Source organism: Pseudomonas ovata, assembly GCF_003131185.1.
In the GTDB taxonomy this organism is placed as follows: Bacteria; Pseudomonadota; Gammaproteobacteria; order Pseudomonadales; family Pseudomonadaceae; genus Aquipseudomonas; species Aquipseudomonas ovata.
In genome coordinates, this window is the sequence record NZ_QFFU01000010.1 from 98,589 (window position 1) to 123,506 (window position 24,918).

The following is a 24,918-nucleotide window of genomic DNA, read 5'->3' on the forward strand; positions in this document are numbered from 1 at the left end:
AATTAATCATTCAACAACTTAATAAGAACCATTACCATGAACGTCGCATTTGCCACCGCCTTTCGCACAGGATCGATCTTCATGACCGCCACTTCCTCCCAGCAACGCATCGTGGGCGAGCTCTACAGCCAGCATCACGGCTGGGTCGTGCAATTGCTGCGGCGCAAGCTGGGCGACCGGGAATCGGCCCTGGACCTGGCGCAAGACACCTTCGTGCGCATCCTGCGCAGCGAAAAGCTGCCACCGATCCGCGAGCCGCGAGCCTACCTGAATATTGTTGCCAGCCGGCTGTGCATCGAGCACTACCGCCGCCAGGCGCTGGAGCGGGCGTACACCGATTCGCTGGCCCTGCTTGAGCCCGAACTGTGGCCCTCCCCGGAAACCCGTCTGCTGGTGCTCGAAGCCTTGGACGAAGTGGGCCGGGTGCTGGACGGGCTGGGTGGCAAGGTGCGGGAAATCTTCCTGCTCTCGCAACTCGATGGCCTGACCTACCCGCAGATTGCCGAACAGTTGGGCCTGAGCGTCAACAGCGTGCAAAAGGCCATGCTCAAGGCGCTGCGGCATTGCTATGCCGCAGTCTATGAGCAATGAGCCTGTTCCAGCCCCTGGACAATCGTCGCCCGATCGACCCGCAGGTGCTGGAGCAGGCCATGCTCTGGGCCGTGACCCTGCAGTCGGGCACCGCCGACCATTCCCAGCAGGCGGCCTGTACCGCCTGGCGCCAGGCCGCCGCCGAGCATGAGCGAGCCTGGCAACGACTGATGGGCATCGGCCAGGACCTGCGCAGCGGTGCCGCCAACCTGCCGGCCCGGCAGACCCGCCAGTTGCTCAAGGCACGCAGCGGCACCTCGCGGCGCACTCTGCTCAAGGGCTTTGCCGGGCTTGGCGTCGTCACGGCCGCCGGCTGGGGGGCGCGTGAGCGGGTGCTGCTGCCGCAATTGTTCAGCGACTACCACACCGGCACCGGCGAACGGCGCACCCTGCGCCTGGGCAGCCTGGACCTGCAACTGGACACGCAAACCCTGCTGGACATTGAGCATCGGGGCACCGGACAACAGCTCATGCTGACCCGTGGCCGGGTCTGGCTGGAAAATGGCACCGACCAGGACCTGGCCATTCGCACCCCCAACGGCTGGGTCAGGCCGGCGGCGCAAGCCCGTCTGATCGTCGCCCAGGCCCGCGATACTCACGTACAGATGCTCAGCGGCCAGGCCTTGCTGCAACCTGACCGCGGTACACCTCAAGACCTGAATGCCGGCCAGCAGACTCGGTTCGACGCCGGACACGTCGCCCGCCCCGAAGAACTGGCGCAGGCGACGACTGCCTGGATCCGCGGCCAATTGATCGCCGAGCGCACCCCGCTGGGCGAAGTCATCACCGAACTGGACCGCTACCGGCGCGGCCTGCTGCGCTGCGACCCGGCCGTGGCCGGCCTGCTGGTCTCCGGTGCCTTCTCCCTGGACCGTCCCGAGGCCAGCCTCGACCTGCTGGCCCGCACCCTGCCAGTGCAGGTCAACACCGTGCTGGGCTACTGGACCAACGTCGTCCCGGCATAGGGTCTGTTGCCGTTTCATCACGGCCGCGCCGGCGCCCGTTTTGCCGCGAGGCAAGGCAGGAGCCGCGACGTTTGGTCATTCCAAATGAGTGGCGAGTAACGCAGTCTCGCGGCAAAACAGGCCCGGCCCTTCGGGTTGCGTGCCAAATCTCGCCAGGCGGTGTTGGAGGACTTGAAAAGGGAGCGACCCTTTTCTGCGTCCTCCGCCTGGCCTGGCGAGATTTGGCCCAGCAACGCGGCTCGTGCTGAAACGGCAACAGACCCTAGGGCCTGCTGCGTAGGAGCGCGCTTGCCCGCGACCGGCTGCGCAGCAGTCGTAAATTTGTGGCGTTTCGCAGATTTTACGAGCGCTTCGCACTCGGTCGCGGTGGTCCGGCATTCCGGCAAGCGCGCTCCTACAGCCGGCCAGTTCATATCCAGTTCATTGTTTCGCTACCCCCTGCTCTGCAACTGCCTCAATGCAAATAAAACTATTTTTCATCTACCAAGGCAGTTTTCCCCGTCTCGAGCATCAAGACAGGTGTAGACGCTGAATAACAGCGCGCCCTTGCCTTCATTTATCAAACGGATCGCTCTAATGCTCACCCGCCCTACCCCGCTTGCCCGCGCCTTGCGCGCTACCCTGCTTGGTCTGTCGATTGCCAGTGCCAGCGCTGTCGTTCTGGCCGCACCCGCCCAGGCGGCAACAGACGACGCCCAGCGTCAGGCCTTCGCCATCCCGGCCAGCAGCCTGGACAAGGCCCTGGGTGCGCTCGGCCAGCAGGCTGGCGTGATGATCGCCGTCGACTCCTCGCTGACCCAGGGCCTGCGCAGTGCCGGGCTACAGGGGCGCTACAGCGTCGAGGAGGCCTTGCAGCAGCTGTTGGCGCCGGCCAACCTGCAGGCACTGGCGGCCGGCAGCGGTTACCGGGTGGTGCCACGCGTGGCGGTGAGCAATGGGCAGGTGGAACTGGGCGCGACCACGGTCAATTCCAGCCAGTTGGGTACCACTACCGAAAGCACCGGCTCCTATACCACCGGCGCCACGACCATTGGCAAGAGCACCCAGTCGCTGCGTGAAACGCCGCAGACCGTCACCGTGGTCACGCGCCAGTTTCTCGATGACAAGAACCTCAACAGCCTGGACAAGGTGCTGGAAAAGACCCCCGGCATCAGCTTTCAATACCGTAACTTCGGCGGCCACCTGTACACCTCGCGCGGCTTCAGCATGGCCGCCGAAAGTTTCCTGTACGACGGTGTGCCAGGCCAGGCCTACCAGGTCACCGGCTGGATGAAACCCGACACCGCCATCTATGACCGCATCGAAGTACTGCGCGGCGCCACCGGCCTGCTGGTCGGGGCAGGCGAACCGGGTGGCGCGGTGAACATGGTGCGCAAGCGCCCCACCGCCGTGCCGCAATTCTCGGTCACCAGCCGGGCAGGTTCCTGGGACAACTACCGCCTGGACCTGGACGGCAGCGGCAGCCTCAACGAGTCGGGCAGCGTGCGTGGTCGCCTGGTGGCTGCCTATGAAGACGCCGGCTCCTACATGGATGCCCGCGACAGCCGCACGCCGTTGTTGTACGGCATCGTCGAGGCCGACCTGAACGAAGACACCACCCTGACCATGAGCCTGCGCCGGCAGACCAACGTCATCAACGGCTACTCGATCTATGGCCTGCCGCGCTACAACAACGGCAATGCCCTGGACATCTCACGCTCGACCAACCTGGCCCAGGACTGGAACCGCCTGGAAAGCGACATGAACGAGGTGTTCACCGAGGTCGCGCACCGTTTCAACGACACCTGGACCGGCAAGACCTCGCTGACCTATTCAGAAGGCAGCTTCGACCAGGCCATCGCCTACGCCCGCGGCGCGATCAACCCGGCGACCCTGGCCGGCTCGCGGTTTCAGGGCGTGCTGTTGCGCAGCGACGAGGTCAAGAGCACCGGCCTGGACAGCCACCTCAACGGCAGCTTCGACGCCTTCGGCCTTGAGCATGAGGTCACCCTCGGCGCCACCTGGTCACGTCAGGCATTCAACACCAAGCAGGCCACAGTCGCGGTCAACTCGCCGATCAATGTCTTCGACGTCAATCATCATGCCCTGGCCAGGCCGTCGCGGCCGGCCTGGGGCACCGACATCGATGCTACCGAAGAGCGCTCCGGGCTGTACGGCAACGTGCGTCTGCGCCTGGCGGAGCCGTTGAGCCTGGTACTCGGCGGCCGCGCCACCTGGTACAGCTACGACTACGACGTCAAGACCGGCGCGGCCAACAGCTACACCTCCAAGGAAACCCGCGAGCTGACCCCCTTCGTGGGCCTGCTGTATGACCTGAACGAGAACTGGACCTGGTACACCAGCTACGCCGACATCTTCACCCCGCAAGGCAACTACCGCGACGTCAGCGGCTCGCCGCTGGATCCGGCGGTGGGCACCAACTATGAAACCGGCCTGAAAGGCGAGCTGTTCGACAAGCGCCTGAACCTGTCGATGGCGCTGTTCTATATCAAGCAGGAAGATGTGGCCGTCGAAGACGTCGACAACTCCGGCGCCTGCCTGAGCAACGACTCGTTCGGCACCTGCTATTCCAACGGCACGGTCAAGCGCAGCAAGGGTTTCGACATCGAGGCCAGCGGTGAAGTATTGCCGGGGCTGCAAGTGTTCGGCGGTTATACCTACAACATGGTGCGCAGCAGCACCTCTGAACAGCTGACTTACGAAACCCCGAAACACATGCTGCGCCTGAACGCCAGCTACAACCTGCCCGGTGACTGGAACCGCCTGACCCTGGGCACCGGCGTCACCACCCAGTCGGCGTACGCGGTGCCCAACACTGCCGGGATCGACTACGGCGTGGCCGGCTATGCCATCTGGGACGCCCGCGCCAGCTGGAAGCTCGACGAACACTGGAAAGTGTCGCTCAACGCCGAGAACCTGTTCGACCGCAAGTACTACACCACCTCGGCGGCCCTGGACCGCTCGAACCTGTTTGGCGAACCCCGCAGCTACGTGCTGACTTTGCGCGGGGATTTTTAACCGGCCAGCACGACCGGCACATCTGCTGCGCCTGTCACACCGCCATCGCCAGCAAAGCTGCCTCCCACAGTCGGGGCCAGGCACAAGATCCTGGACAACACCAATCCTGGTGCCAGACACGAAACTCAGGGTCACATCAAACCTGTGGGAGAATCCGGTCTTGTGCGTAGGCTTGTTTCTAGCGCAACCCGCCAAACCGCTGGTAGAACCCCTCGCCCACATCGGGCAGCGGCCCGTCGGCCGTTTCCAGCGCGGCATTCAGCCACTCCTCGGAACGGGCGCACACCAGCCGGTAGATATTGCGGCACAGCTGGCGTGCTGCACGTCCCTCCCAGTCGCCGGGCAGCAGTTCATCAGGCAACTGCGGGTCGCGCAGCAGCAGGCGGCGGTATTCGTGGACCAGCAGGGTGCGGGCCAGGAAACAGTCCTCGCCGCGCAGGCTGTCCTGCTCGCGCAGCACTTGCCACAACGGGCGAAACAGCTTGATGAACTCGCTGTAGTGCTTGCCCAGCTCGTCGATGTTCCAGCTCTCGCGCACCTGCGCCCGCAGGGCCTTGGACGCCAACACGTCCTGGCTGCGGGTCTCGAACACGATGCTGTCTTCCAGCGCATCAAGCTCCTGCAACGTGGCATTGACATCGGCCTTGTCGCTGCGAGGGCTGGCCAGCATGGTCGGGGCAATGGCACCAAAGCCCTGCCACTCCAGCTCTTCACGCACCTGCTTACGCTTGTCAGCCGGCAGTTGCGAGAGCGCCACCAGGCACCAGGCGCCGTCCCAGGCCGGCACGTTGACGTTGTACACGCGCTTGAAGGCTTTTTCGAAACGTCGCCGCCCGGTGCCGGTCAGGCTGTAGTAACTGCGCCGCCCGACCTTCTCGGCCGTCAGCCAGCCCTCCTTGCTCAAGCGAAAGATCGAGGTGCGGATCAACCGTTCGTTGATGCCCATCGGTTCGAGCAATTGAATCAGGCTGCCCAGCCAGACCGTGCCGCCGTGCGGCTCGATGGCATCGCCATACAGGGTGATGATCAGCGAGCTGGCACGAATCGGCGTGCGCTCCTGAAAGCGCTGGATAAGGTGGTTCAACGGAGCAAGGGACGACATGGGCCTACCGGGCGACGACGATAAAGACGTCGAATATACCTGCCCGGCACCAATTGCGGCGAGCCTGCCCATCAACCGCCGGCCTTGGGACGAAATGCACTGTCGCTGATACGCGGACGCTGCGGTTCGATTTCACTCAGCGGCTCGCACGCCACCAGCGACGCCAGGCAGCGCTGGGCCAGTTGCTGGTACTCACGGGTACCGGCCTGTTTCCAGGCCACTTCATCATCGCTGAGTGCCCGCTTGACCGTCGCCGGCGAGCCGATCACCAGCGACTGCGCCTCACACCTGAAGCGCGCCTTGACGAAGCTGGTGGCCGCCACGAATGAACGCGCGCCGATCTCGGCATAGTCCATCACCACCGCATTCATGCCCACCAGCACATCCTCGCCGATACGGCAGCCGTGCAGCACCGCGCCGTGGCCGACATGGCCATTGCGCCCCAGCACCGTGTCGCTGTCCGGAAAACCATGCATCACGCAGGTGTCCTGAATATTGGCGCCCTCCTCCAGCACAATGCGGCCAAAGTCGCCGCGCAGGCTGGCCAGCGGGCCGACATAGCAGCCAGGGCCGATGATCACATCGCCGATCAGGACGGCCGTGGGGTGCACATAAGCGGTGGGGTGGATCACCGGGGTCAGGCCATCGAGGCTGTAGCAGGTCATGGTAAATCCTCCTGTAATAAACGCCGCTGCATCGCAACTGCTTTAAATTCTTGTATCACAACAATTGACCACAGAAAAACACAAGTGACGTATCGAATACAGGCCCACTCGAAAAACCGTGCAAAAACCGCTATCCAGACGGCCTTAACAGATAAAAACGTTTTCTTTTTAGATTCTTCAAAAATCAATCAAGACACAAAAAATCATTAAAAACCATATTGTCTTGTATCGCTTAATGCTTATACTCAGCCCAGCACGGCCCCACGCGGGCCCATTCCAATAATCAGCGGCGCACACGACGCCGCCCGTGCCGCCGGAGGATTCTCGAATGCCTCACACCCTTGCCGTGACCACCCCTGTTGCCAGCGTGCGCCTGATCACCCTGCAGCGCCCGCAGGCGCTCAACGCGCTGAACACCGAGCTGCTGGGCGAATTGGCCGCCGAACTGGAAGCAGCCGAGCACGACAGCCAGACCCGCGTCGTGGTCATCACCGGCAGCCGCAAGGCCTTTGCCGCCGGCGCCGACATCCACGAGATGGCCGAGCGCGACCTGGTGGGCATTCTCAACGATCCCCGCGCCGGCTATTGGCAACGCATCGGCACCTTTCGCAAACCCCTGATCGCGGCCGTCAACGGCTTCTGCCTGGGTGGCGGCTGCGAGCTGGCCATGCACGCCGACATCCTCATCGCCGGTGAAGACGCCCGCTTCGGCCAGCCGGAAATCAACCTGGGGATCATGCCCGGGGCCGGCGGCACCCAACGCCTGTTGCACGCCGTGGGCAAGTCACTGGCCATGCAGATGGTCCTCACCGGCCAGCCGATCGACGCCCGCCATGCCCAGCGCGCCGGGCTTGTCAGCGAGGTGACCCAGCCGGAATTTACCGTCGAGCGCGCCCTGCAGGTGGCCGCCAGCATCGCTGAAAAAGCGCCGCTGGCGGTGCGCCTGGCCAAGGAGGCGCTGCTCAAGGCGCAAGACCTTGATCTGGCCAGCGGCCTGCGTTTCGAGCGCCAGGCGTTCACCGTGCTGGCCGGCACGGCCGACCGGCGCGAAGGCATCCAGGCCTTCCAGGAAAAACGCCGGCCGACCTTCACCGGCCAGTAACCCTTCATTCCTATAAGAGAGCGCAAGCATGGACTTCCAGCACATCCTGTTTTCCATCGAGGACGGTGTCGCCCTTCTCAGCCTCAACCGCCCCGAGCAGCTCAACAGCTTCAATGCCGCGATGCATCTTGAAGTGCGCGAAGCCCTCAAGCAGGTGCGCCAGCACAATGAAGTGCGCGTATTGCTGCTGACCGGCGAAGGCCGGTGCTTTTGTGCCGGTCAGGATCTGTCGGACCGCAATGTCGCACCGGGTGCCGAAATGCCCGACCTGGGCCTGTCAATCGAGCAGCTCTATAACCCGCTGATCCGCAGCCTGCGCGACCTGCCGCTGCCGGTGATCTGCGCCGTCAATGGCGTGGCCGCCGGTGCCGGCGCCAACATTCCGCTGGCCTGCGACCTGGTGTTGGCGGCGCGCTCGGCCAGCTTTATCCAGGCGTTCTGCAAGATCGGCCTGGTGCCCGACTCGGGCGGCACCTGGAACCTGCCGCGCCTGGTCGGCCCGGCCCGTGCCAAGGCCCTGGCCCTGCTGGGCGAGCGCCTGAGCGCCGAGCAGGCCGAGCAATGGGGGCTGATCTACCGGGTAGTCGACGACGCCGACCTGCGCGATGAAGCCCTCAAGCTGGCCCGCCACCTGGCCACCCAGCCGACCTATGGCCTGGCCCTGATCAAGCGTGCCTTCAATGCCAGCGCCAGTAACAGCTTCGACGAGCAACTGGAGCTGGAGCGCGACCTGCAACGCCTGGCCGGGCGCAGCGAGGATTACCGCGAAGGCGTGTCGGCCTTCATGAACAAACGCACCCCCACCTTCAAAGGACGCTGAGCGATGACCGCACTCGATACGCGCACCGTCGTCGCCGTGATCGGTGCCGGCGCCATGGGCGCCGGCATCGCCCAGGTGGCCGCGCAGGCCGGGCACCCGGTCAGGCTCTACGACACCCGTGAAGGCGCGGCCGCCCAGGCGATTGCCGGCATCGACCGACAACTGGGCCGTCTGGTCGAAAAGGGCAAGCTCGACGGCGAGGCCCGCCGCACTACGGTTGCACGGTTGCAACCGGCGAACAGCCTGCAAGACCTGGCCGAAGCGGGCCTGGTGATCGAAGCCATCGTCGAAAACCTGGAGGTCAAGCGCGGGCTGTTTGCGCAGCTCGAAGCGGTATGCAGCGCCGAGTGCATCCTGGCCAGCAACACCTCGTCATTGTCGATCACCGGCATTGCGGCGGGCCTGACCCATCCGCAGCGGGTCATCGGCCTGCATTTCTTCAACCCGGCGCCGCTGATGGCGCTGGTCGAAATCGTGTCAGGGCTGGCCAGTGACCCGGCCCTGGCCCAACGCCTGTACGCCACGGCGCAGGCCTGGGGCAAAAAACCGGTGCACACCCGCTCGACCCCGGGCTTTATCGTCAACCGCGTGGCGCGGCCGTTCTATGCCGAAAGCCTGCGCCTGCTGCAGGAAGGCGCCGCCGACTGCGCCACCCTCGACGCCCTGCTACGCGATGCCGGTGGTTTTCGCATGGGTGCCTTCGAACTCACCGACCTGATCGGCCATGACGTCAACTATGCGGTCACCTGCTCGGTGTTCGACGCCTACTACGGCGACATGCGTTTTCAGCCTTCGCTGATCCAGAAAGAACTGGTGGATGCCGGTCGCCTGGGACGCAAGAGCGGCCAGGGCTTCTACGCCTACCACGAGGGCGCCGAGCGCCCGCAGCCGGTTGAAACCCACAGCACCGCCTGCGTCGACAGCTGCGTGGTCGAAGGCGACCTGGGCATCGCGGGCCCGCTGGTCGAGCGCCTGCAACAGGCCGGCATCACCATCACCCGGCGCGACGGCCACGGCCTGCTGCGGGTCGGCGACGCCACCCTGGCACTCAGCGATGGCCGGCTGGCCAGCCAGCGCGCCCGCCAGGACGGGCTGCACAATCTGGTGCTGATCGACCTGGCGCTGGATTACCAACGCGCCGAACGCCTGGCCATCAGTTGCGCCGCCGGCATTTCACCTCAGGCACGGCAACAGGCGATCGCCCTGCTGAAACGCGCCGGGATCAAGGTCAGCCTGCTCAGCGACACCCCGGCACTGGTGGTGCTGCGCACCGTGGCCATGCTCGCCAATGAAGGCTGCGACGCGCTGCTGCACGGCGTGGCCAGTGCCGCCGACATCGATCTGGCCCTGTGTGCTGGCGTCAATTATCCACGCGGACCGCTGGCCTGGGCCGATGCCATCGGTCTTGAGCCGGTGCTCAAGACCCTGGAAAACCTGCAGGCCGCGTACGGCGAGGCGCGCTATCGCCCCTCGTTGCTGCTGCGTCGCTGCGCCGAACAAGGGAGCACCCTGCATGACCACTGACCCGCAGCAACTGGCCGAAGCCTGCGCCAGCACCCTGTTCGAGCGCGATGCCGCCAGCAAAGCCATGGGCATGCGCCTGCTGTCGATCAGCCCCGGCCACGCGCAAATGGTCATGACCGTACGCCCCGACATGCTGCAAGGCGTCGGCACCTGCCACGGCGGCCATCTGTTCGCCCTGGCTGATTCGGTCTTTGCCTTTGCCTGCAACACCTACAACGCCGTCACCGTGGCCCTTGGCTGCAGCATCGACTATGTGGCACCCGGCCGGCTGGGCGACGAACTCACCGCCACTGCCAGCGAGCAAAGCCGCAGCGGGCGCACCGGCAACTACGACGTGCGCATCGAAAACCAGCACGGGCAGTTGATCGCCCTGTTCCATGGCAAGTCCTACCAGGTGCGCGGCACCCTGATCGACCCGGAGCTTCCCCAATGAGCCATTCCTTGACTGACGCGCTGATCATCGACGCCATCCGCACCCCCATCGGCCGCTACGCCGGCGCCTTGTCCGGCGTGCGTGCCGACGACCTGGGTGCCGTGCCGATCCGGGCGCTGATCGAGCGCCACCCGGAGCTGGATTTCAGCCACATCGACGAGGTGTTCTACGGCTGCGCCAACCAGGCCGGCGAAGACAACCGCAACGTGGCGCGCATGTCGGCCCTGCTGGCCGGCCTGCCGGTCACGGTGCCCGGCACGACGCTCAACCGCCTGTGCGGCTCGGGCATGGACGCGGTGGGCAGTGCCGCACGGGCCATTCGCACCGGCGAAGCGGGGCTGGCGATTGCCGGCGGTGTCGAGTCGATGTCGCGGGCACCGTTCGTGATGGGCAAGTCCGAGCAGGCGTTCGGCCGCGCCGCCGAGCTTTTCGACACCACCATCGGCTGGCGCTTCGTCAACCGGCTGATGCAGGACCAGTACGGCATCGACTCGATGCCCGAGACCGCCGAGAACGTCGCCGAGCAGTTCAACGTGTCCCGTGCCGACCAGGACGCCTTTGCCCTGCGCAGCCAGCACAAGGCCGCCGCCGCCCAGGCCAGTGGTCGCCTGGCCCAGGAAATCGTCCCGGTGACCATTGCCCAGCGCAAGGGCCCTGGCAAGGTCGTCGAGCACGATGAACACCCACGCGGTGACACCACCCTGGAGCAACTGGCCCGGCTGGGCACGCCCTTCCGCCAGGGCGGCAGCGTCACCGCCGGCAATGCCTCGGGCGTCAACGACGGCGCCTGCGCCTTGCTGCTGGCCAGCCCCGAAGCGGCCCGCCTGCACGGCCTGAAGGCCCGCGCCCGGGTGGTGGGCATGGCCAGCGCCGGGGTCGAGCCGCGCATCATGGGCATCGGCCCGGTGCCGGCCACCCGCAAGGTGCTGGCCCTGACCGGCCTGTCGCTGGCCGACATGGACGTGATCGAACTCAACGAAGCCTTTGCCGCCCAGGGCCTGGCTGTGCTGCGCGAACTGGGCCTGGGCGATGACGACCCGCGGGTCAACCCCAACGGCGGCGCCATCGCCCTGGGCCACCCGCTGGGCATGAGCGGCGCGCGCCTGATCACTACCGCGCTGCATGAACTGGAAGCGCGTCAGGGCCGCTATGCACTGTGCACCATGTGCATCGGCGTCGGCCAGGGCATCGCCCTGATCATCGAGCGGGTCTGAAACACAAAAGCTTCTGACACGCAGACAAAAGCGTGACTACCGGCGCGGGGAGTATCCTCGCCATTGACACTCAGGGCACCGTGGCCCGCACAAAAACAATCGAGTGAACCATGAACATGATCGCCACCAACACCGCCTTGCTCGACCCCATTGAAACCGCCAGCATCGACCAGTTGCGCCAGCACCAGCTCGATCGCCTGCGCTGGAGCCTCAAGCACGCCTACGACAATGTGCCGCTGTATCGCCAGCGCTTCGATGAAGCCGGCGTGCACCCCGACGATCTGCACCACCTCGACGACCTGAGCAAATTCCCGTTCACCGGCAAGAGCGACCTGCGCGACAACTACCCCTACGGCATGTTCGCCGTGCCGCAAAGCGACATCGTGCGCCTGCACGCCTCCAGCGGCACCACCGGCAAACCGACGGTGGTCGGCTACACCCAGAACGACATCGACACCTGGGCCAACGTGGTGGCACGCTCGATTCGCGCCGCCGGCGGACACCGGGGCGACAAGGTGCATATTGCCTATGGCTACGGGTTGTTCACCGGCGGGCTGGGCGCGCACTACGGCGCCGAGCGCCTGGGCTGCACGGTGATCCCGATGTCCGGCGGGCAGACCGAGAAACAGGTGCAGCTGATTCGCGACTTCCAGCCTGACATCATCATGGTCACGCCGTCGTACATGCTCAACCTGGCCGACGAGATCGAGCGCCAGGGCATCGACCCGCATGATCTGAAGCTGCGCCTGGGCATCTTCGGTGCCGAGCCGTGGACCGCCGAGCTGCGCCGCGCCATCGAAGAACGGCTGGGCATTACCGCACTGGACATCTATGGCCTGTCGGAAATCATGGGGCCGGGCGTGGCGATGGAATGCGCCGAGACCAAGGACGGCCCGACCGTGTGGGAGGATCATTTCTACCCCGAGATCATCGACCCGGTCACCGGTGCCGTGTTGCCGGACGGCGAGATGGGCGAGCTGGTGTTCACCTCCTTGTCCAAGGAGGCGCTGCCGATGATCCGCTACCGCACCCGCGACCTGACCCGCCTGCTGCCGGGCACGGCGCGGCCGATGCGACGCATCGACAAGATCACCGGGCGCAGCGACGACATGCTGATCATCCGTGGGGTCAATGTGTTCCCGACACAGATCGAGGAGCAGATTCTCAAGATCAGGCAACTGGCCGAGGTCTATGAACTGCACCTGCATCGCAACGGCAATCTGGACAGTGTGGATGTGCATGTCGAGCTCAAGCATGACTTGCAAGGCATGGAGGCCGACCAGCAGAAGCGCGTGGCCGATGAGCTGGGGCGGCAGATCAAGACGCATATCGGCATCAGTTCGCGGGTGTTGATCCAGCCGTTCCATGCGCTCAAGCGGTCCGAGGGCAAGGCGTGCCATGTGTTTGACAATCGCCCACGGGGTTGAGGCCAGCGCGGTCGATGGCGGCAACCCCGGATTTCTGGCCTGACACTCACCTGTGGGAGGCGGCTTGCCGGCGATGGCTGACTTACGGTCATGGGTAATCAAAGTGCTGGCTGGCGCCTATTGATACGGCGTTGTTCGGGGCTGCTTTGACTGGCCTTTAGAGAGGTTCCGGCCCGAAGAGGGCCGGAACCTTTGTGGCAGACAGAACACAGCGTTCTTGCAAGACATCCCTCTTGTATCGCCTGCCCCATCGCCTTCGCGACCGTTGGTCGCTCCTACGGATTAAAACTCATAAACCAACAATAGAAATCACATTCCGTATCGCTTATCTAACCAAGCGAACACCCATGAAACCCCGAAGAAACCAACAAAAACCCCTAAAAGCCAAGAAAAACCCATCAAAGCGATACACAAACCAAAAACAAAACATAAATTTACGTTTGATATTTTTTTCGGTATCGCTTACAACTACACCCATGGCACAAGCCACCCGATAACCGAGCTGGAGACACAGCATGTACGCACAACTGGTCGAGACCGGCGTCAAGCGGATCAAGTCGCTGGATGAGATGTCCCCCGAAGAGCGCGCCTTCCAGGAAAAGATCGACGCCGAAATCAAGATCGAGCCCAAGAACTGGATGCCCGACGCCTACCGGCAGACCCTGATCCGGCAGATCTCCCAGCACGCCCACTCCGAGATCGTCGGCATGCTGCCCGAAGGCAACTGGGTGACCCGCGCCCCGACCCTCAAGCGCAAGCTGCAACTGATGGCCAAGATCCAGGACGAAGCCGGCCACGGCCTGTACCTGTACAGCGCCATGGAAACCCTGGGTGCCGACCGCGACGAAGAATTCGCCAAGCTGCACAACGGCAAGGCCAAGTACTCGAGCATCTTCAACTACCCCACCCTCACCTGGGCCGACATGGGTGCCGTGGGCTGGCTGGTCGACGGCGCAGCCATCGTCAACCAGGTGGTGCTGCAGCGCACCTCCTACGGTCCGTACTCACGGGCGATGGTGCGCATCTGCAAGGAAGAAAGCTTTCACCAGCGCCAGGGCTACCAGCTGCTGCTGACCATGATGCAAGAAGGCACCCAGGCCCAGAAAGACATGGTCCAGGACGCCATCAACCGTCTGTGGTGGCCGTCGCTGATGATGTTCGGCCCCAGCGACGCCGAGTCGCCCAACAGCGCCCAGTCCATGGCCTGGAAGATCAAGCGCCAGAGCAACGACGAACTGCGCCAGCGCTTCGTCGACCAGACCGTGCCGCAGCTGGAGCTGCTGGGCTGCACGGCGCCGGACCCGGACCTGAAATGGAACGAAGAGCGCGGCCACTACGATTTCGGCGAGATCCAGTGGCAGGAATTCTACGAAGTGCTCAAGGGCAACGGCCCATGCAACCAGGAACGCGTCGCCAAGCGCCGCCAGGCGATGGAAGACGGTGCCTGGGTCCGTGAAGCGGCCGTGGCCTACGCCAAAAAACAACACGCCAGACGCGACGCCGCCTGAGCCATAAAGCACCCCTGATGCGGAGAACCCTGCCATGTCCCAATGGACCCTTTTCGAAGTCTTCGTGCGCAGCAAGCACGGGCTCAACCACAAGCATGTGGGCAGCGTGCACGCCGCCGACGCCGCCATGGCCATCGAGAACGCCCGCGAGCTGTACACCCGCCGCAACGAAGGCGTGAGCCTGTGGGTGGTGCCGTCGGCGCTGATCACCGCGTCCTCGCCGGATGAGAAGGACCCGCTGTTCGACCCGGCCAGCGACAAGATCTACCGCCACGCCAGCTTTTACGAGCTGCCGCCCGAAGTCGGCCACATGTGAGGAATGGGTCATGAGCGAAAAAGACGATCTGATCCAGTACCTGCTGCGCCTGGGCGACACCGCCCTGATCCAGGGCCAGCGCCTGTGCGAATGGTGCGGTGGTGCGCCGGCGGTCGAAGAAGAACTGGCGCTGATGAACGTCGGCCTGGACCTGGTCGGCCAGTCGCGCAACTGGCTCGAATACGCCGCCGAGCTGCTGGCCGATGGCCGCGACGCCGATCACCTGGCCTTTCGCCGTGACGAGCGCGCCTACCGCAACCTGTTGCTGGTCGAGCAACCCAACGGCGACTACGCAGTGACCATGACCAAGCAGTTCCTGTTCGATGCCTGGCACTTGCAAGTGCTGCACGGGCTGAGCACCTCCAGCGATGCCCGTATCGCCGGCATCGCTGCCAAGGCGGTCAAGGAAGTCACCTATCACCTGCGCCGCTCCGGCGAGTGGGTCGAGCGCCTGGGCGACGGCACCGAAGAAAGCCATGCGCGCATGCTCAAGGCGGTCGACAAGGTCTGGCGCTTCACCGTCGAGCTGACCGCCGGTGACGAGGTCGAGCAACGCCTGTTCGAGGCCGGCATCGCCCCGGACCCGAGCGAAGTCGCCAGTGCCTGGCACAGCAAGGTCGCCGACCAGTTCGCCCGCGCCACCCTGCCGCTGCCAGCCCCGGCCAGTCATTTTTACCTGAGCGGCCGTCAGGGCCTGCACAGCGAGCACCTGGGCCTGCTGCTGGCCGAAATGCAATTTCTGCAAAGGGCCTATCCCGATGCGACCTGGTGAGCTGATCGCCGGCGACCGCGGCGCCCGGGCGGTGCAGGCCGACGACCTGACGCGGGCCTGGGCGGTACTGGACGCGGTCATGGACCCGGAAGTGCCGGTGGTCAGCGTGGTCGAGCTGGGCATCGTGCGCGGCCTGGACTGGCAGGCCGGTCACCTGCATGTGGTGGTCACCCCGACGTATTCGGGTTGCCCGGCCACCGAGGTGATCGAGCAGGACATCGCCCAGGCGCTGGAGCAGGCCGGCTTTGCCGCGCCGCAACTGGAACGCCGGCTGACCCCGGCCTGGACCACCGACTGGATCACCGGCAGCGGCCGCGAGCGTCTGCGCGCCTATGGCATCGCCCCGCCCGAGGGCAGCGCCAGCAAGCGCAGCCTGCTGGGTGAAGCGCCGCAGATTCAGTGTCCGCAGTGCGGCAGCACGCACACCGAGCAACTCAGCGAGTTCGGCTCCACGGCTTGCAAGGCGCTGCACCGCTGCCGCGATTGCCTGGAACCCTTCGACTATTTCAAGTGCATCTGAGCGGCATGCTCGCCGGAGAACAACAATGAGCAAATTCCATAGCCTGGTCATCAAGGATGTTCGCCCCGAAACCCGTGAGGCGGTGTCGATTGCCTTCGAGGTGCCCGCGGAGCTGGCCGACAGCTTTCGCTTCACCCAGGGCCAGCACCTGGTGATGCGCACGCACATTGGCGGCGAAGAAGTGCGGCGTTCCTACTCGATCTGCACCGGGGCCAATGACGGCGAGCTGCGCGTGGCGATCAAGCGCGTGGCCGGCGGGGCCTTTTCGGCCTACGCCAACGAAACATTGAAGGCCGGCCAGCGCCTGGATGTGATGCCGCCCTCGGGGCACTTTCATGTGCCCCTGGACCCGGCGCGCCAGGGCCATTACCTGGCGGTCGCCGCCGGCAGTGGCATCACGCCGATCCTGTCGATCATCAAGACCACCCTGCAGAACGAACCGCTCAGCCAGTTCACGCTGATCTACGGCAACCGTTCCAGCAATGCGGCGCTGTTTCGCGAGCAGCTCGAAGACCTCAAGAACCGCTACCTGCAACGCCTGAACCTGGTGTTCGTGTTCAGCCGCGAGCAACAGGATGTCGACCTGTACAACGGCCGCATCGACGCTGACAAATGCGGCCAGCTGTTCAGCCGCTGGATCGACGTCAAATCCCTGGAGGCGGCCTTTATCTGCGGCCCGCAGGCGATGACCGAGACCGTGCGCGAGCAACTGGTGGCCAACGGCCTGGCCGCCGAGCGCGTGCATTTCGAACTGTTTGCCGCGGCCGGCAGCAGCCACAAGCGCGAAGCCCGCCAGGCCGCCGCGCAGCTCGATGCCGCGATGAGCGAGATCACCGTGATCAGCGATGGCCGCGCGCTGTCGTTTGCGCTGGCGCGCAACAGCGTCAGCGTGCTCGACGCCGGCAACGCCCAGGGTGCCGAACTGCCCTACTCGTGCAAGGCCGGGGTGTGCTCGACCTGCAAGTGCAAGGTGATCGCGGGCGAAGTGGAAATGGACAGCAACTTTGCCCTGGAAGACTACGAAGTGGCCGCCGGCTACGTGCTGTCGTGCCAGGCCTTCCCGCTCAGCGACAAAGTGGTGCTGGACTTCGACCAGCTCTGACCCCCCCGGTAGGAGCGCGCTTGCCCGCGACCGAGTGCGCAGCGCTCGCAAAATTGCTGGAGCGCCATAGATTTACGATCTGACAATCTGCGAAACGCCACTATTTTACGACTGCTAACGCAGCCGGTCGCGGGCAAGCGCGCTCCTACGGGGCACCCTGATACACCTTTGATAATGCTCATCTCGACAATCACAACAACAGAGAGCCGCCATGACCCAACAAGAGCTTGAACGCTTGCAGCAGCACCCCGACTTCATCGATCTGGTGCGGCGCAAGCAGCGCCTGACCTGGTCGCTGACCCTGACCATGCTCGCCATCTATTACGGCTTCGTGCTGGTGATGGCCTTCGCCCCACAGGTACTGGGCCGCTCGCTCAGCGGCGGCGTCATGACCTGGGGCATTCCGCTGGCCATTACCGTGATCGTCCTGTCATTCGTGCTCACGGCGTTCTATGTGCGCCAGACCAACCAAGTGCTCGACCCGCTGGCCGCCCGTCTGTTGCAGGAGACCCGTCCATGAAGGCCGTGTCGCTTTTTGCCCTCACCGGTGGCCTGCTGCTCAGTGGTGCAGCCCTGGCCGCCGAGCCGGCCACCCGGCCGTTGAACTGGCATGCCATCGGCATGTTCCTGGTGTTCGTGCTGTTCACTCTGGGCGTGACCCGCTGGGCAGCGCTGCGCACCCGCTCGACCAGTGATTTCTACACCGCCGGCGGTGGCATCACCGGTTTCCAAAACGGCCTGGCGATTGCCGGCGACATGATCAGCGCGGCGTCCTTCCTGGGCATCTCGGCGATGATCTTCATGGCCGGCTACGATGGCCTGCTCTATTCGCTGGGCGTGGTGGCGGCCTGGCCGATCATCCTGTTCCTGATTGCCGAGCGCCTGCGCAACCTGGGCAAGTACACCTTTGCCGACGTGGTCTCGTACCGCCTGGAACAGACCCCGATCCGCATCACCGCCGCCCTGGGCACGCTGATCGTGGCACTGATGTACCTGATGGCGCAGATGGTCGGCGCCGGCAAGCTGATCGAACTGCTGTTCGGCATCTCCTACCTGCAAGCGGTGCTGCTGGTCGGCGTGCTGATGGTGTTCTACGTGACCTTCGGCGGCATGCTGGCCACCACCTGGGTACAGATCATCAAGGCGGTGATGCTGCTGTGCGGTGCCAGCTTCATGGCCTTCATGGTGCTGCGTCACTTCAACTTCAGCCCCGAGGCGATGTTTGCCGGCGCTGCCGCCGTGCATGCCAAGGGCGTGGCGATCATGGCGCCGGGCGGCATGCTCAGCAACCCGATCGACACCTTGTCGCTGGCCGTGGGCATGATGTTCGGCACCGCCGGACTGCCGCACATCCTGATGCGTTTCTTCACCGTCAAGGACGCCCGTGAAGCGCGCAAGAGCGTGCTCTACGCCACCGGTTTCATCGGCTACTTCTACCTGCTGCTGATCGCCATCGGCTTTGGTGCCATCGTCATGGTCGGTACCGATCCTGCTTTCCGCAATAGCGCCGGCGCCATCATCGGTGGCGGCAACATGGTCGCGGTGCACCTGGCACAAGCGGTGGGCGGCAGCCTGTTCCTGGGCTTTATCTCGGCGGTGGCGTTCGCCACGATCCTGGCGGTGGTGGCCGGCCTGGCGCTGTCCGGCGCCTCGGCGGTGGCCCATGACTTGTATGCCTGTGTGATCCGCAAGGGCAAAGCCACCGAGCGCGAAGAAATGCGCATGTCGCGCCTGACCACCCTGGTGATCGGCGTGCTGGCGGTGATCCTCGGCATCCTCTTCGAGTCGCAGAACATCGCGTTTCTGTCCGGGCTGGTGCTGGCGATTGCCGCGTCGGTGAATTTCCCGGTGCTGTTTCTCTCGATGTTCTGGAAGGGCCTGACCACCCGCGGTGCGGTGGCCGGCAGCCTGGCCGGACTGATCTCGGCGGTGGTGCTGCTGGTGCTGAGTCCCGTGGTGTGGGTCAAGGTGCTGGGCAATGACAGCGCGCTGTTCCCGTATTCGAACCCGGCGCTGTTCTCGATGACCTGTGCCTTTGTCGGTGCCTGGCTGTTCTCGGTCACCGACCAGTCGGAACGCGCCCAGGCCGAACGCGGCCGCTACATGGCGCAATTCATTCGCTCGATGACAGGCTTTGGCGCGGCAGGCGCCAGCCGGCACTGATCAACCTTACCCGGACGGAATAACAAGAATGCACACGATCCGTATCACTGCCTCGCTGCTGGCCGCTGCCAGCGCCACCCTGGCCGGCAGCGCCATGGCCGGCTTTGTGGAAGACAGCAAGGCCAGCCTGGAAATGCGCAATTTCTACCTGAACCGCGATTTTCGCCAGAGCAACGCGCCCCAGGCCAAGGCCGAAGAATGGGCCCAGGGCTTTACCGCACGCTTCGAATCGGGCTTTACCGAAGGCACGATCGGTGTGGGCGTCGATGCCATTGGCGAGCTGGGAATCAAGCTCGACTCCAGCCGCGACCGGCGCAACACGGGCCTGCTGGCCTTTGACCCGGCGAGCGGCGAGCCGGTAGACGACTACAGCGAATTGGGCGTGGCGGGCAAGTTGCGTTTCTCCAAAACGGTATTGAAGGTCGGTACCCTGCAACCGGCCTTGCCGGTGGTGACCTACAACGACACGCGGCTGCTGTCCTCGACCTTTCAGGGCGGCATGCTGACCTCTAGGGAAATCGACGGCCTGACCGTCAATGCCGGGCGCCTGACCCGCGCCAACCTGCGTGACTCCTCCAGCCGCGACGACATCGGCTACGGCGCGGCCAGCAGCGACGCCTTCGACTTTGCCGGCGGCAGCTACGCGATCAACCCGACACTCACGGCCAGCTACTACTACGGCAAGCTGGAGAATATCTATCGCCAGCACTTCGTGGGCCTGGTGCACACCCAGCCCTTGGGTGAAAAGCTCAGCCTGCGCAGCGACCTGCGTTATTTCGACAGCGGCAACGACGGCCAGCAACGTGCCGGGCGCATCGACAACCGCAACATCAACGGCATGTTCACCCTGACCCACGGCGGGCATAAATTCGGCCTGGGCTTCCAGCAGTTGTCCGGCGACAGCGCCTTTCCGTTTCTTAATGGAGGCGACCCGTACTCGGTCAACCTGGTGACCTTCAACACCTTCACCCGCGCCGGGGAGGACGCCTGGCAACTGCGCTACGACTACGACTTTGCCGCCCTGGGCGTGCCGGGCCTGACCTTCATGACCCGCTATGTCGACGGCCGCAACGCCCGCACCGCCACCGGCGACCACGGCGAGGAATGGGAACGCAACACCGACATCGCCTATGTGCTGCAAAGCGGCCCGCTCAAGGGCCTGAGCCTGCGCTGGCGCAACCTGACCTTTCGCTCGGGCAACGGCCTGAGCACCGACCTGGACGAAAACCGCCTGATCGTCGGCTACACCCTGGCGCTCTGGTAAAGGCATTCGATGCCGCCCTGTAGGAGCGCGCTCTGCCCGCGACCGGCTGCGTTAGCAGTCGTAAATTTGTGGCGTTTCGCAAATTTTGAATGTGTTCACAACCACGAATTTGTAGCGTTTCATCAATTTTGCGAGCGCTACGCACTCGGTCGCGGGCAAGCGCGCTCCTACCAGGCGCCCGGCCTTGAATGATTGGAATGACCTATGGAGACTTTCCTGATGAGCAACGCCCCTACCCTGCAAAGCTTCATCGGCGGCCGCTGGATCGGCCAGCATGGCGCCTCGATCCTGCGCAGCGCCATCAACGGCCAGGGCATCGCCCGCACCCATGAAGAATCACCGGATTTCAGCGAGGCGCTGGATCACGCCCGGCAGCAGGGCCTGAGCCAGTTGCTGGCGCTGGACTTCCAGCAGCGCGCCGCACGCTTGCGCGACCTGGGCAAATACCTGCTCGAACACAAGGAACAGCTCTACGCCTTGTCGCTGCACAGCGGTGCCACCCGTGGCGACAGCTGGGTCGACATCGAAGGCGGTGCTGGCACCCTGTTCGCCTACGCCAGCCTGGGCCGACGCGAACTGCCGTCGGGCAATCTGGTGCATGAAGGCCCGGCCATGCCGCTGGGCAAGCTGGGCCAGTTTGTCGGCAGCCATATCCTGGTGCCGCGCGGCGGCGTCGCGGTGCACATCAATGCGTTCAATTTCCCGATCTGGGGCATGCTGGAAAAGTTCGCACCGAGCTTCCTGGCCGGCATGCCGTGCATCGTCAAGCCGGCCACCGCCACCAGCTACCTGACCGAAGCCACCGTGCGCCTGATGCACGCCTCCGGCCTGCTGCCCGCCGGCAGCCTGCAACTGATCATCGGCGGCACTGGTGATCTGCTCGACCGCCTCAACGGCCAGGACGTGGTGACCTTTACCGGTTCAGCCGACACCGCCGCCAAGCTGCGGGTCAATGCCAACCTGATTCGCCAGTCGGTGCCGTTCAATGCCGAGGCCGACTCGCTGAACTGCGCCATCCTGGCGCCGGAAGTCACCCCGGACGATCCTGAGTTCGAGCTGTTCATCAAGGAAGTGGCGCGGGAAATGACCGTCAAGGCCGGCCAGAAGTGCACAGCCATCCGCCGCGCCATCGTCCCGGCCCGGCACATCGACGCGGTGGCCGAAAAGCTGCGCGAGCGGCTGGCCAAGGTGGTCACCGGCGATCCGTCGGTAGAAGGCGTGCGCATGGGCCCGCTGGCCTCCCACGCCCAACAGAACGATGTGGCCGAACGCGTGCAGGCCCTGCTGGCCAGCAGTGACCTGTTGCTGGGGGCCGGCGACGGCTTTGCCCCGCGTGGCGAGGGCGTGGCCGAAGGTGCGTTCTTTGCCCCGACCCTGCTGCGCAGCCGCAACCCGCATGCCGAGGGCGGCGCCCATGACATCGAAGCCTTTGGCCCGGTCAGCACGCTGATGGCCTATGACGACCTGGACGAAGCCATCGCCCTGGCCGCCCGCGGCAAGGGCAGCCTGGTCGCCAGCCTGATCACCAAAGACCCGAAGGTCGCGGCCAAAGTGGTGCCGGCCGCTGCTGCCCTGCATGGCCGCTTGCACATTCTGGACCGCGAATCGGCGGCCGAATCCACCGGCCATGGCTCGCCGCTGCCGCAGCTCAAGCACGGCGGCCCGGGCCGCGCCGGTGGCGGCGAAGAGCTGGGCGGCCTGCGCGCGGTCAAGCACTACCTGCAACGCACCGCCGTGCAAGGCTCGCCGAGCATGCTGATGGCGGTCACCGGCGAATACGTACGCGGCGCGGCGCTGTACGAGACCGAGGTGCACCCGTTCCGCCGCCACTTCGAAGACCTGCGCATCGGTGAGTCGTTGCTGACCCACCGCCGCACCGTGACCGAAGCCGACCTGGTCAACTTTGGCTGCCTGTCGGGGGACCACTTCTATATGCACTTCGATGACATTGCCGCCAAGCAATCGCAGTTCGGCAAGCGCATCGCCCACGGCTACTTCGTGCTCTCGGCGGCGGCGGGGCTGTTCGTCTCGCCGGCACCGGGCCCGGTATTGGCCAACTATGGGCTGGACACCCTGCGCTTCATCAACCCGGTGGGCATCGGCGACACCATTAGGGCGCGGCTGACCTGCAAGCGCAAGATCGACCAGGGCAAGCTCAGCGCCAAGGACGAACCGCAAGGCGTGGTGGCCTGGGATGTCGAAGTCACCAACCAGGACGGCGAGCTGGTGGCCAGCTACGACATCCTGACCCTGGTGCTCAAACGCCCGGCCTGAGGTAACGCCTAGGGTCTGTTGCTGTTTCAGCACGAGCCGTGATGAAACGGCAACAGACCCTAGTCCTGCGCCCCGACCACTTCAACCCGGTCGCGGTGCTGTTTGGCGCGGTACAGCGCATGGTCGACGGCGTTGAGCAAGGCATCGAAGCTCTGGGCCGGTTGTTGGCAATCGGTCTGGGTCAGGCCGGCGCTGAAGGCCAGGCGCAGCGGTAGCACCGGGTCCAGTTCGCGTCCCAGCAGCGCCTCGCGCAAACGGGTCATGAACACTTGGGCCTGGGCAATGTCCGTGCGCGGGAACAGCAACAGAAACTCCTCCCCGCCCCAGCGCACGAACACGTCCGAATGTCGCTTGAGCGCAAACACCGTGTCGGCAAACACCTGCAAGGCGCTGTCGCCCACGGCATGGCCGTGCTTGTCGTTGATGTTCTTGAAGTGGTCCAGGTCGATCATCGCCACCGCCATCGGGTAACGTCCCAATGCGGCCTGCGCCCATTCCTGGGTCAGGATCGCCTGCGCACCCCGGCGGTTCAGCGCCCCGGTCAGCACATCGGTGATGCTCAGCTTCAGCGCCTGCATGCGCAGTTGCTCCTGCAGCATCAAGGCAAAGCCCAGGGTCAGCAGGAACGACACGACAAAATCCACCAGCAGGGCCATGCGCGAGGGCATGTCTGGCTCATCGAAGGGGAGCGGCGGTATCGGCTCCAGCAGCAGCCCGGCGAACGACCAGGCGTGAAAGCCCAAGGCAAACACCAGGGTGACGATGATGCCCCAGACGCCCCGGTACTGCGTACGCAGCTTCAGGCTGACACGCAATTGCAGCACGGCGACCAGCATGACCATGCCAGAAAACCACGGCAGCACCCACGAGGTGTCGAGCAGGACCCACGCCCCGGCCAGATACACCAGCGGCGGTATCAGCACCAGCCGCGACTGCGCCACCCGCGTGCCGGCATCGCCAAGAAAATGCCACAAGGCCAGGGTATGGAAACCGATGCTGGTGATCAGTAGCCCGGTGCTGGCCAACAGCGCAGCCCGGGGCGAGAGAATTTCCAGCCATGACAGTTGTGGCATCAGCAAGCCGGGCTGGAGCATTTCCGAGACGCGATAACCGGTGTTGAGCACCTCGCCGAGCAACCACCAGTGCAGTGCAGCATGACGCCTGCCCGGCCCGACATAGGACAGGCACAGCAGCAAGGCGGTCATGATCCCGAACGGGATGACGATCAGCAGCAGGGAAAAGGGATCGCTAAGTAACATAAGAGCGCTTTGTCAGGAAAGGATCACGTACGAGCGCGGATTATGGCAGAACGCCATGTTCCTGACGCTGACCTGCCGTCCGATGTCGCAACATCCGTCAAGCGCCCGCGTACACCTCCCATGCTCCTCAGGTATCGGCCTGCTCCACGCGATTGCGCCCACCGCGCTTGGCCTTATACAAGGCGCTGTCCGCCTGGCTGTAGGCGCTGTCGAAGCAGGTCCCGGCCGGGCTGGCACTGACCCCGAAGCTGGCACAGATGCGCCGGTCGACCGGCGCCGGGAACACATGGGCAGCGACGGCCGCGCACATGGCGTGTGCCAGGGCCAGGCCCTCGGACAACGTGCCGCCGGGCAGCAGCACAGTAAACTCCTCGCCGCCGACCCGGCCGATGATCCCGTCCTGGCCGACAATGCCGTGCAGGCACTCGACGATACCGCGAATCACCGCGTCGCCGGCCGGGTGGCCAAAATCGTCATTGACCTGCTTGAAGTGATCGATATCGAGCACGATCAGTACCGCACCGGTGCTTTGCAGCATGCCCCTGGCCTGTTCGATCACCGCGCCGCGGTTGAGCACGCCGGTCAGCGCATCGTGGGTGGCGCGGTACTCCAGTTGTTCGGCCAGGGCCTGCAATTGCAGATTAAGGGCGTTCATGTCGCGCTCGGCCCGGTCGCTGCGGGTAATCAGGCGCCGGGTTTCACGAATGAGTCGCTCGAAATGCCCGGTCAGTTCGGTCAGTGACTGGCGATACACTGCCGCATCGGCATCGGCCAGCGCCAGGATCGAGCGGGCCTGCAGCAAGGCCTCAGTCTCGCCACTGAACAGGTCCAGCGCCTGGTCGGCCCGGACGCTGGCCACAGAACCTGCAGTTAGCATGA

Annotated in this window: 22 protein-coding genes; 18 read left to right on the forward strand and 4 right to left on the reverse strand. The window is 64.7% G+C overall.

The window, feature by feature from the left end; all coding sequences use genetic code 11:
* The first annotated feature begins 81 nt into the window (after positions 1 to 81).
* From DGA31_RS15405 to DGA31_RS15415, 3 genes are all read left to right on the forward strand, one after another.
* A complete protein-coding gene (locus DGA31_RS15405) occupies positions 82 to 591 on the forward strand; it encodes a sigma-70 family RNA polymerase sigma factor (protein ID WP_056838871.1) in 510 nt (169 codons plus the stop codon).
* Positions 588 to 1,556: a DUF4880 domain-containing protein gene (locus tag DGA31_RS15410; protein WP_109513137.1), complete on the forward strand. Its 969-nt coding sequence runs from the start codon at positions 588 to 590 to the stop codon at positions 1,554 to 1,556. The genes DGA31_RS15405 and DGA31_RS15410 overlap by 4 nt, the downstream gene beginning before the upstream one ends.
* A gap of 576 nt (positions 1,557 to 2,132) precedes the next feature.
* Positions 2,133 to 4,574 carry a TonB-dependent siderophore receptor gene (locus DGA31_RS15415; protein ID WP_109513138.1) on the forward strand — a complete coding sequence of 814 codons (2,442 nt, stop codon included), beginning with the start codon at positions 2,133 to 2,135 and terminating at the stop codon, positions 4,572 to 4,574.
* 178 nt (positions 4,575 to 4,752) lie between these two features.
* Here the strand turns inward: DGA31_RS15415 and paaX are convergent, their stop codons facing one another.
* Both paaX and paaY read right to left on the reverse strand, forming a co-directional pair.
* Positions 4,753 to 5,676, reverse strand: coding sequence for a phenylacetic acid degradation operon negative regulatory protein PaaX (gene paaX / locus DGA31_RS15420; RefSeq protein ID WP_056838866.1), 924 nt, complete (start codon positions 5,674 to 5,676; stop codon positions 4,753 to 4,755).
* A 71-nt stretch (positions 5,677 to 5,747) separates the two neighbouring features.
* The gene (paaY, locus tag DGA31_RS15425; RefSeq protein ID WP_109513139.1) at positions 5,748 to 6,341 is read right to left on the reverse strand and encodes a phenylacetic acid degradation protein PaaY; all 594 of its coding nucleotides are present in this window, start codon (positions 6,339 to 6,341) and stop codon (positions 5,748 to 5,750) included.
* A 328-nt stretch (positions 6,342 to 6,669) separates the two neighbouring features.
* Here paaY and paaF point away from each other — a divergent pair, with 328 nt between their 5' ends.
* The 15 genes from paaF to paaZ all read left to right on the forward strand — a co-directional run bounded on the left by paaF (position 6,670) and on the right by paaZ (position 22,780).
* Entirely contained in the window at positions 6,670 to 7,443 is a 774-nt protein-coding gene (gene paaF / locus DGA31_RS15430; RefSeq protein ID WP_109513140.1) for a 2,3-dehydroadipyl-CoA hydratase PaaF, read from the forward strand.
* 28 nt (positions 7,444 to 7,471) lie between these two features.
* Positions 7,472 to 8,263 (forward strand): 2-(1,2-epoxy-1,2-dihydrophenyl)acetyl-CoA isomerase PaaG, encoded by a 792-nt coding sequence (gene paaG / locus DGA31_RS15435; protein ID WP_109513141.1) that lies wholly within the window; start codon positions 7,472 to 7,474, stop codon positions 8,261 to 8,263.
* Between the two features lie 3 nt (positions 8,264 to 8,266).
* Positions 8,267 to 9,787 carry a 3-hydroxyacyl-CoA dehydrogenase PaaH gene (gene paaH / locus DGA31_RS15440; protein WP_109513142.1) on the forward strand — a complete coding sequence of 507 codons (1,521 nt, stop codon included), beginning with the start codon at positions 8,267 to 8,269 and terminating at the stop codon, positions 9,785 to 9,787.
* Entirely contained in the window at positions 9,777 to 10,220 is a 444-nt protein-coding gene (gene paaI, locus DGA31_RS15445; RefSeq protein ID WP_109513143.1) for a hydroxyphenylacetyl-CoA thioesterase PaaI, read from the forward strand. The genes paaH and paaI overlap by 11 nt, the downstream gene beginning before the upstream one ends.
* Positions 10,217 to 11,434 carry a 3-oxoadipyl-CoA thiolase gene (gene pcaF / locus DGA31_RS15450; RefSeq protein ID WP_109513144.1) on the forward strand — a complete coding sequence of 406 codons (1,218 nt, stop codon included), beginning with the start codon at positions 10,217 to 10,219 and terminating at the stop codon, positions 11,432 to 11,434. The genes paaI and pcaF overlap by 4 nt, the downstream gene beginning before the upstream one ends.
* A gap of 110 nt (positions 11,435 to 11,544) precedes the next feature.
* The gene (paaK, locus tag DGA31_RS15455; RefSeq protein ID WP_109513145.1) at positions 11,545 to 12,861 is read left to right on the forward strand and encodes a phenylacetate--CoA ligase PaaK; all 1,317 of its coding nucleotides are present in this window, start codon (positions 11,545 to 11,547) and stop codon (positions 12,859 to 12,861) included.
* Between the two features lie 515 nt (positions 12,862 to 13,376).
* On the forward strand, positions 13,377 to 14,369 hold the full coding sequence (paaA, locus tag DGA31_RS15460) for a 1,2-phenylacetyl-CoA epoxidase subunit PaaA (RefSeq protein WP_056838851.1): 993 nt from the start codon (positions 13,377 to 13,379) through the stop codon (positions 14,367 to 14,369).
* A gap of 34 nt (positions 14,370 to 14,403) precedes the next feature.
* Positions 14,404 to 14,685: a 1,2-phenylacetyl-CoA epoxidase subunit PaaB gene (gene paaB / locus DGA31_RS15465; protein WP_056838849.1), complete on the forward strand. Its 282-nt coding sequence runs from the start codon at positions 14,404 to 14,406 to the stop codon at positions 14,683 to 14,685.
* A 10-nt stretch (positions 14,686 to 14,695) separates the two neighbouring features.
* Positions 14,696 to 15,457: a 1,2-phenylacetyl-CoA epoxidase subunit PaaC gene (gene paaC, locus DGA31_RS15470; RefSeq protein ID WP_109513146.1), complete on the forward strand. Its 762-nt coding sequence runs from the start codon at positions 14,696 to 14,698 to the stop codon at positions 15,455 to 15,457.
* Positions 15,444 to 15,977, forward strand: coding sequence for a 1,2-phenylacetyl-CoA epoxidase subunit PaaD (gene paaD / locus DGA31_RS15475; protein ID WP_056838845.1), 534 nt, complete (start codon positions 15,444 to 15,446; stop codon positions 15,975 to 15,977). The genes paaC and paaD overlap by 14 nt, the downstream gene beginning before the upstream one ends.
* Before the next feature lie 25 nt (positions 15,978 to 16,002).
* Positions 16,003 to 17,079 carry a 1,2-phenylacetyl-CoA epoxidase subunit PaaE gene (gene paaE, locus DGA31_RS15480; protein WP_109513147.1) on the forward strand — a complete coding sequence of 359 codons (1,077 nt, stop codon included), beginning with the start codon at positions 16,003 to 16,005 and terminating at the stop codon, positions 17,077 to 17,079.
* 211 nt (positions 17,080 to 17,290) lie between these two features.
* Complete coding sequence (locus DGA31_RS15485; RefSeq protein ID WP_056838840.1) at positions 17,291 to 17,599, forward strand: DUF485 domain-containing protein; 309 nt, start codon at positions 17,291 to 17,293, stop codon at positions 17,597 to 17,599.
* The gene (locus DGA31_RS15490; RefSeq protein WP_056838838.1) at positions 17,596 to 19,242 is read left to right on the forward strand and encodes a cation acetate symporter; all 1,647 of its coding nucleotides are present in this window, start codon (positions 17,596 to 17,598) and stop codon (positions 19,240 to 19,242) included. Before DGA31_RS15485 ends, DGA31_RS15490 begins: the two co-directional genes overlap by 4 nt.
* A gap of 28 nt (positions 19,243 to 19,270) precedes the next feature.
* The gene (locus DGA31_RS15495) at positions 19,271 to 20,506 is read left to right on the forward strand and encodes an OprD family porin (RefSeq protein WP_109513148.1); all 1,236 of its coding nucleotides are present in this window, start codon (positions 19,271 to 19,273) and stop codon (positions 20,504 to 20,506) included.
* A 219-nt stretch (positions 20,507 to 20,725) separates the two neighbouring features.
* Positions 20,726 to 22,780 carry a phenylacetic acid degradation bifunctional protein PaaZ gene (paaZ, locus tag DGA31_RS15500; RefSeq protein WP_109513195.1) on the forward strand — a complete coding sequence of 685 codons (2,055 nt, stop codon included), beginning with the start codon at positions 20,726 to 20,728 and terminating at the stop codon, positions 22,778 to 22,780.
* Positions 22,781 to 22,839: 59 nt separating this feature from the next.
* Here the strand turns inward: paaZ and DGA31_RS15505 are convergent, their stop codons facing one another.
* Together DGA31_RS15505 and DGA31_RS15510 are read right to left on the reverse strand one after the other, a co-directional pair.
* Positions 22,840 to 24,039 (reverse strand): GGDEF domain-containing protein, encoded by a 1,200-nt coding sequence (locus DGA31_RS15505; RefSeq protein ID WP_109513149.1) that lies wholly within the window; start codon positions 24,037 to 24,039, stop codon positions 22,840 to 22,842.
* Positions 24,040 to 24,166: 127 nt separating this feature from the next.
* Positions 24,167 to 24,916, reverse strand: coding sequence for a GGDEF domain-containing protein (locus tag DGA31_RS15510; RefSeq protein ID WP_109513150.1), 750 nt, complete (start codon positions 24,914 to 24,916; stop codon positions 24,167 to 24,169).
* Positions 24,917 to 24,918 lie beyond the last annotated feature (2 nt).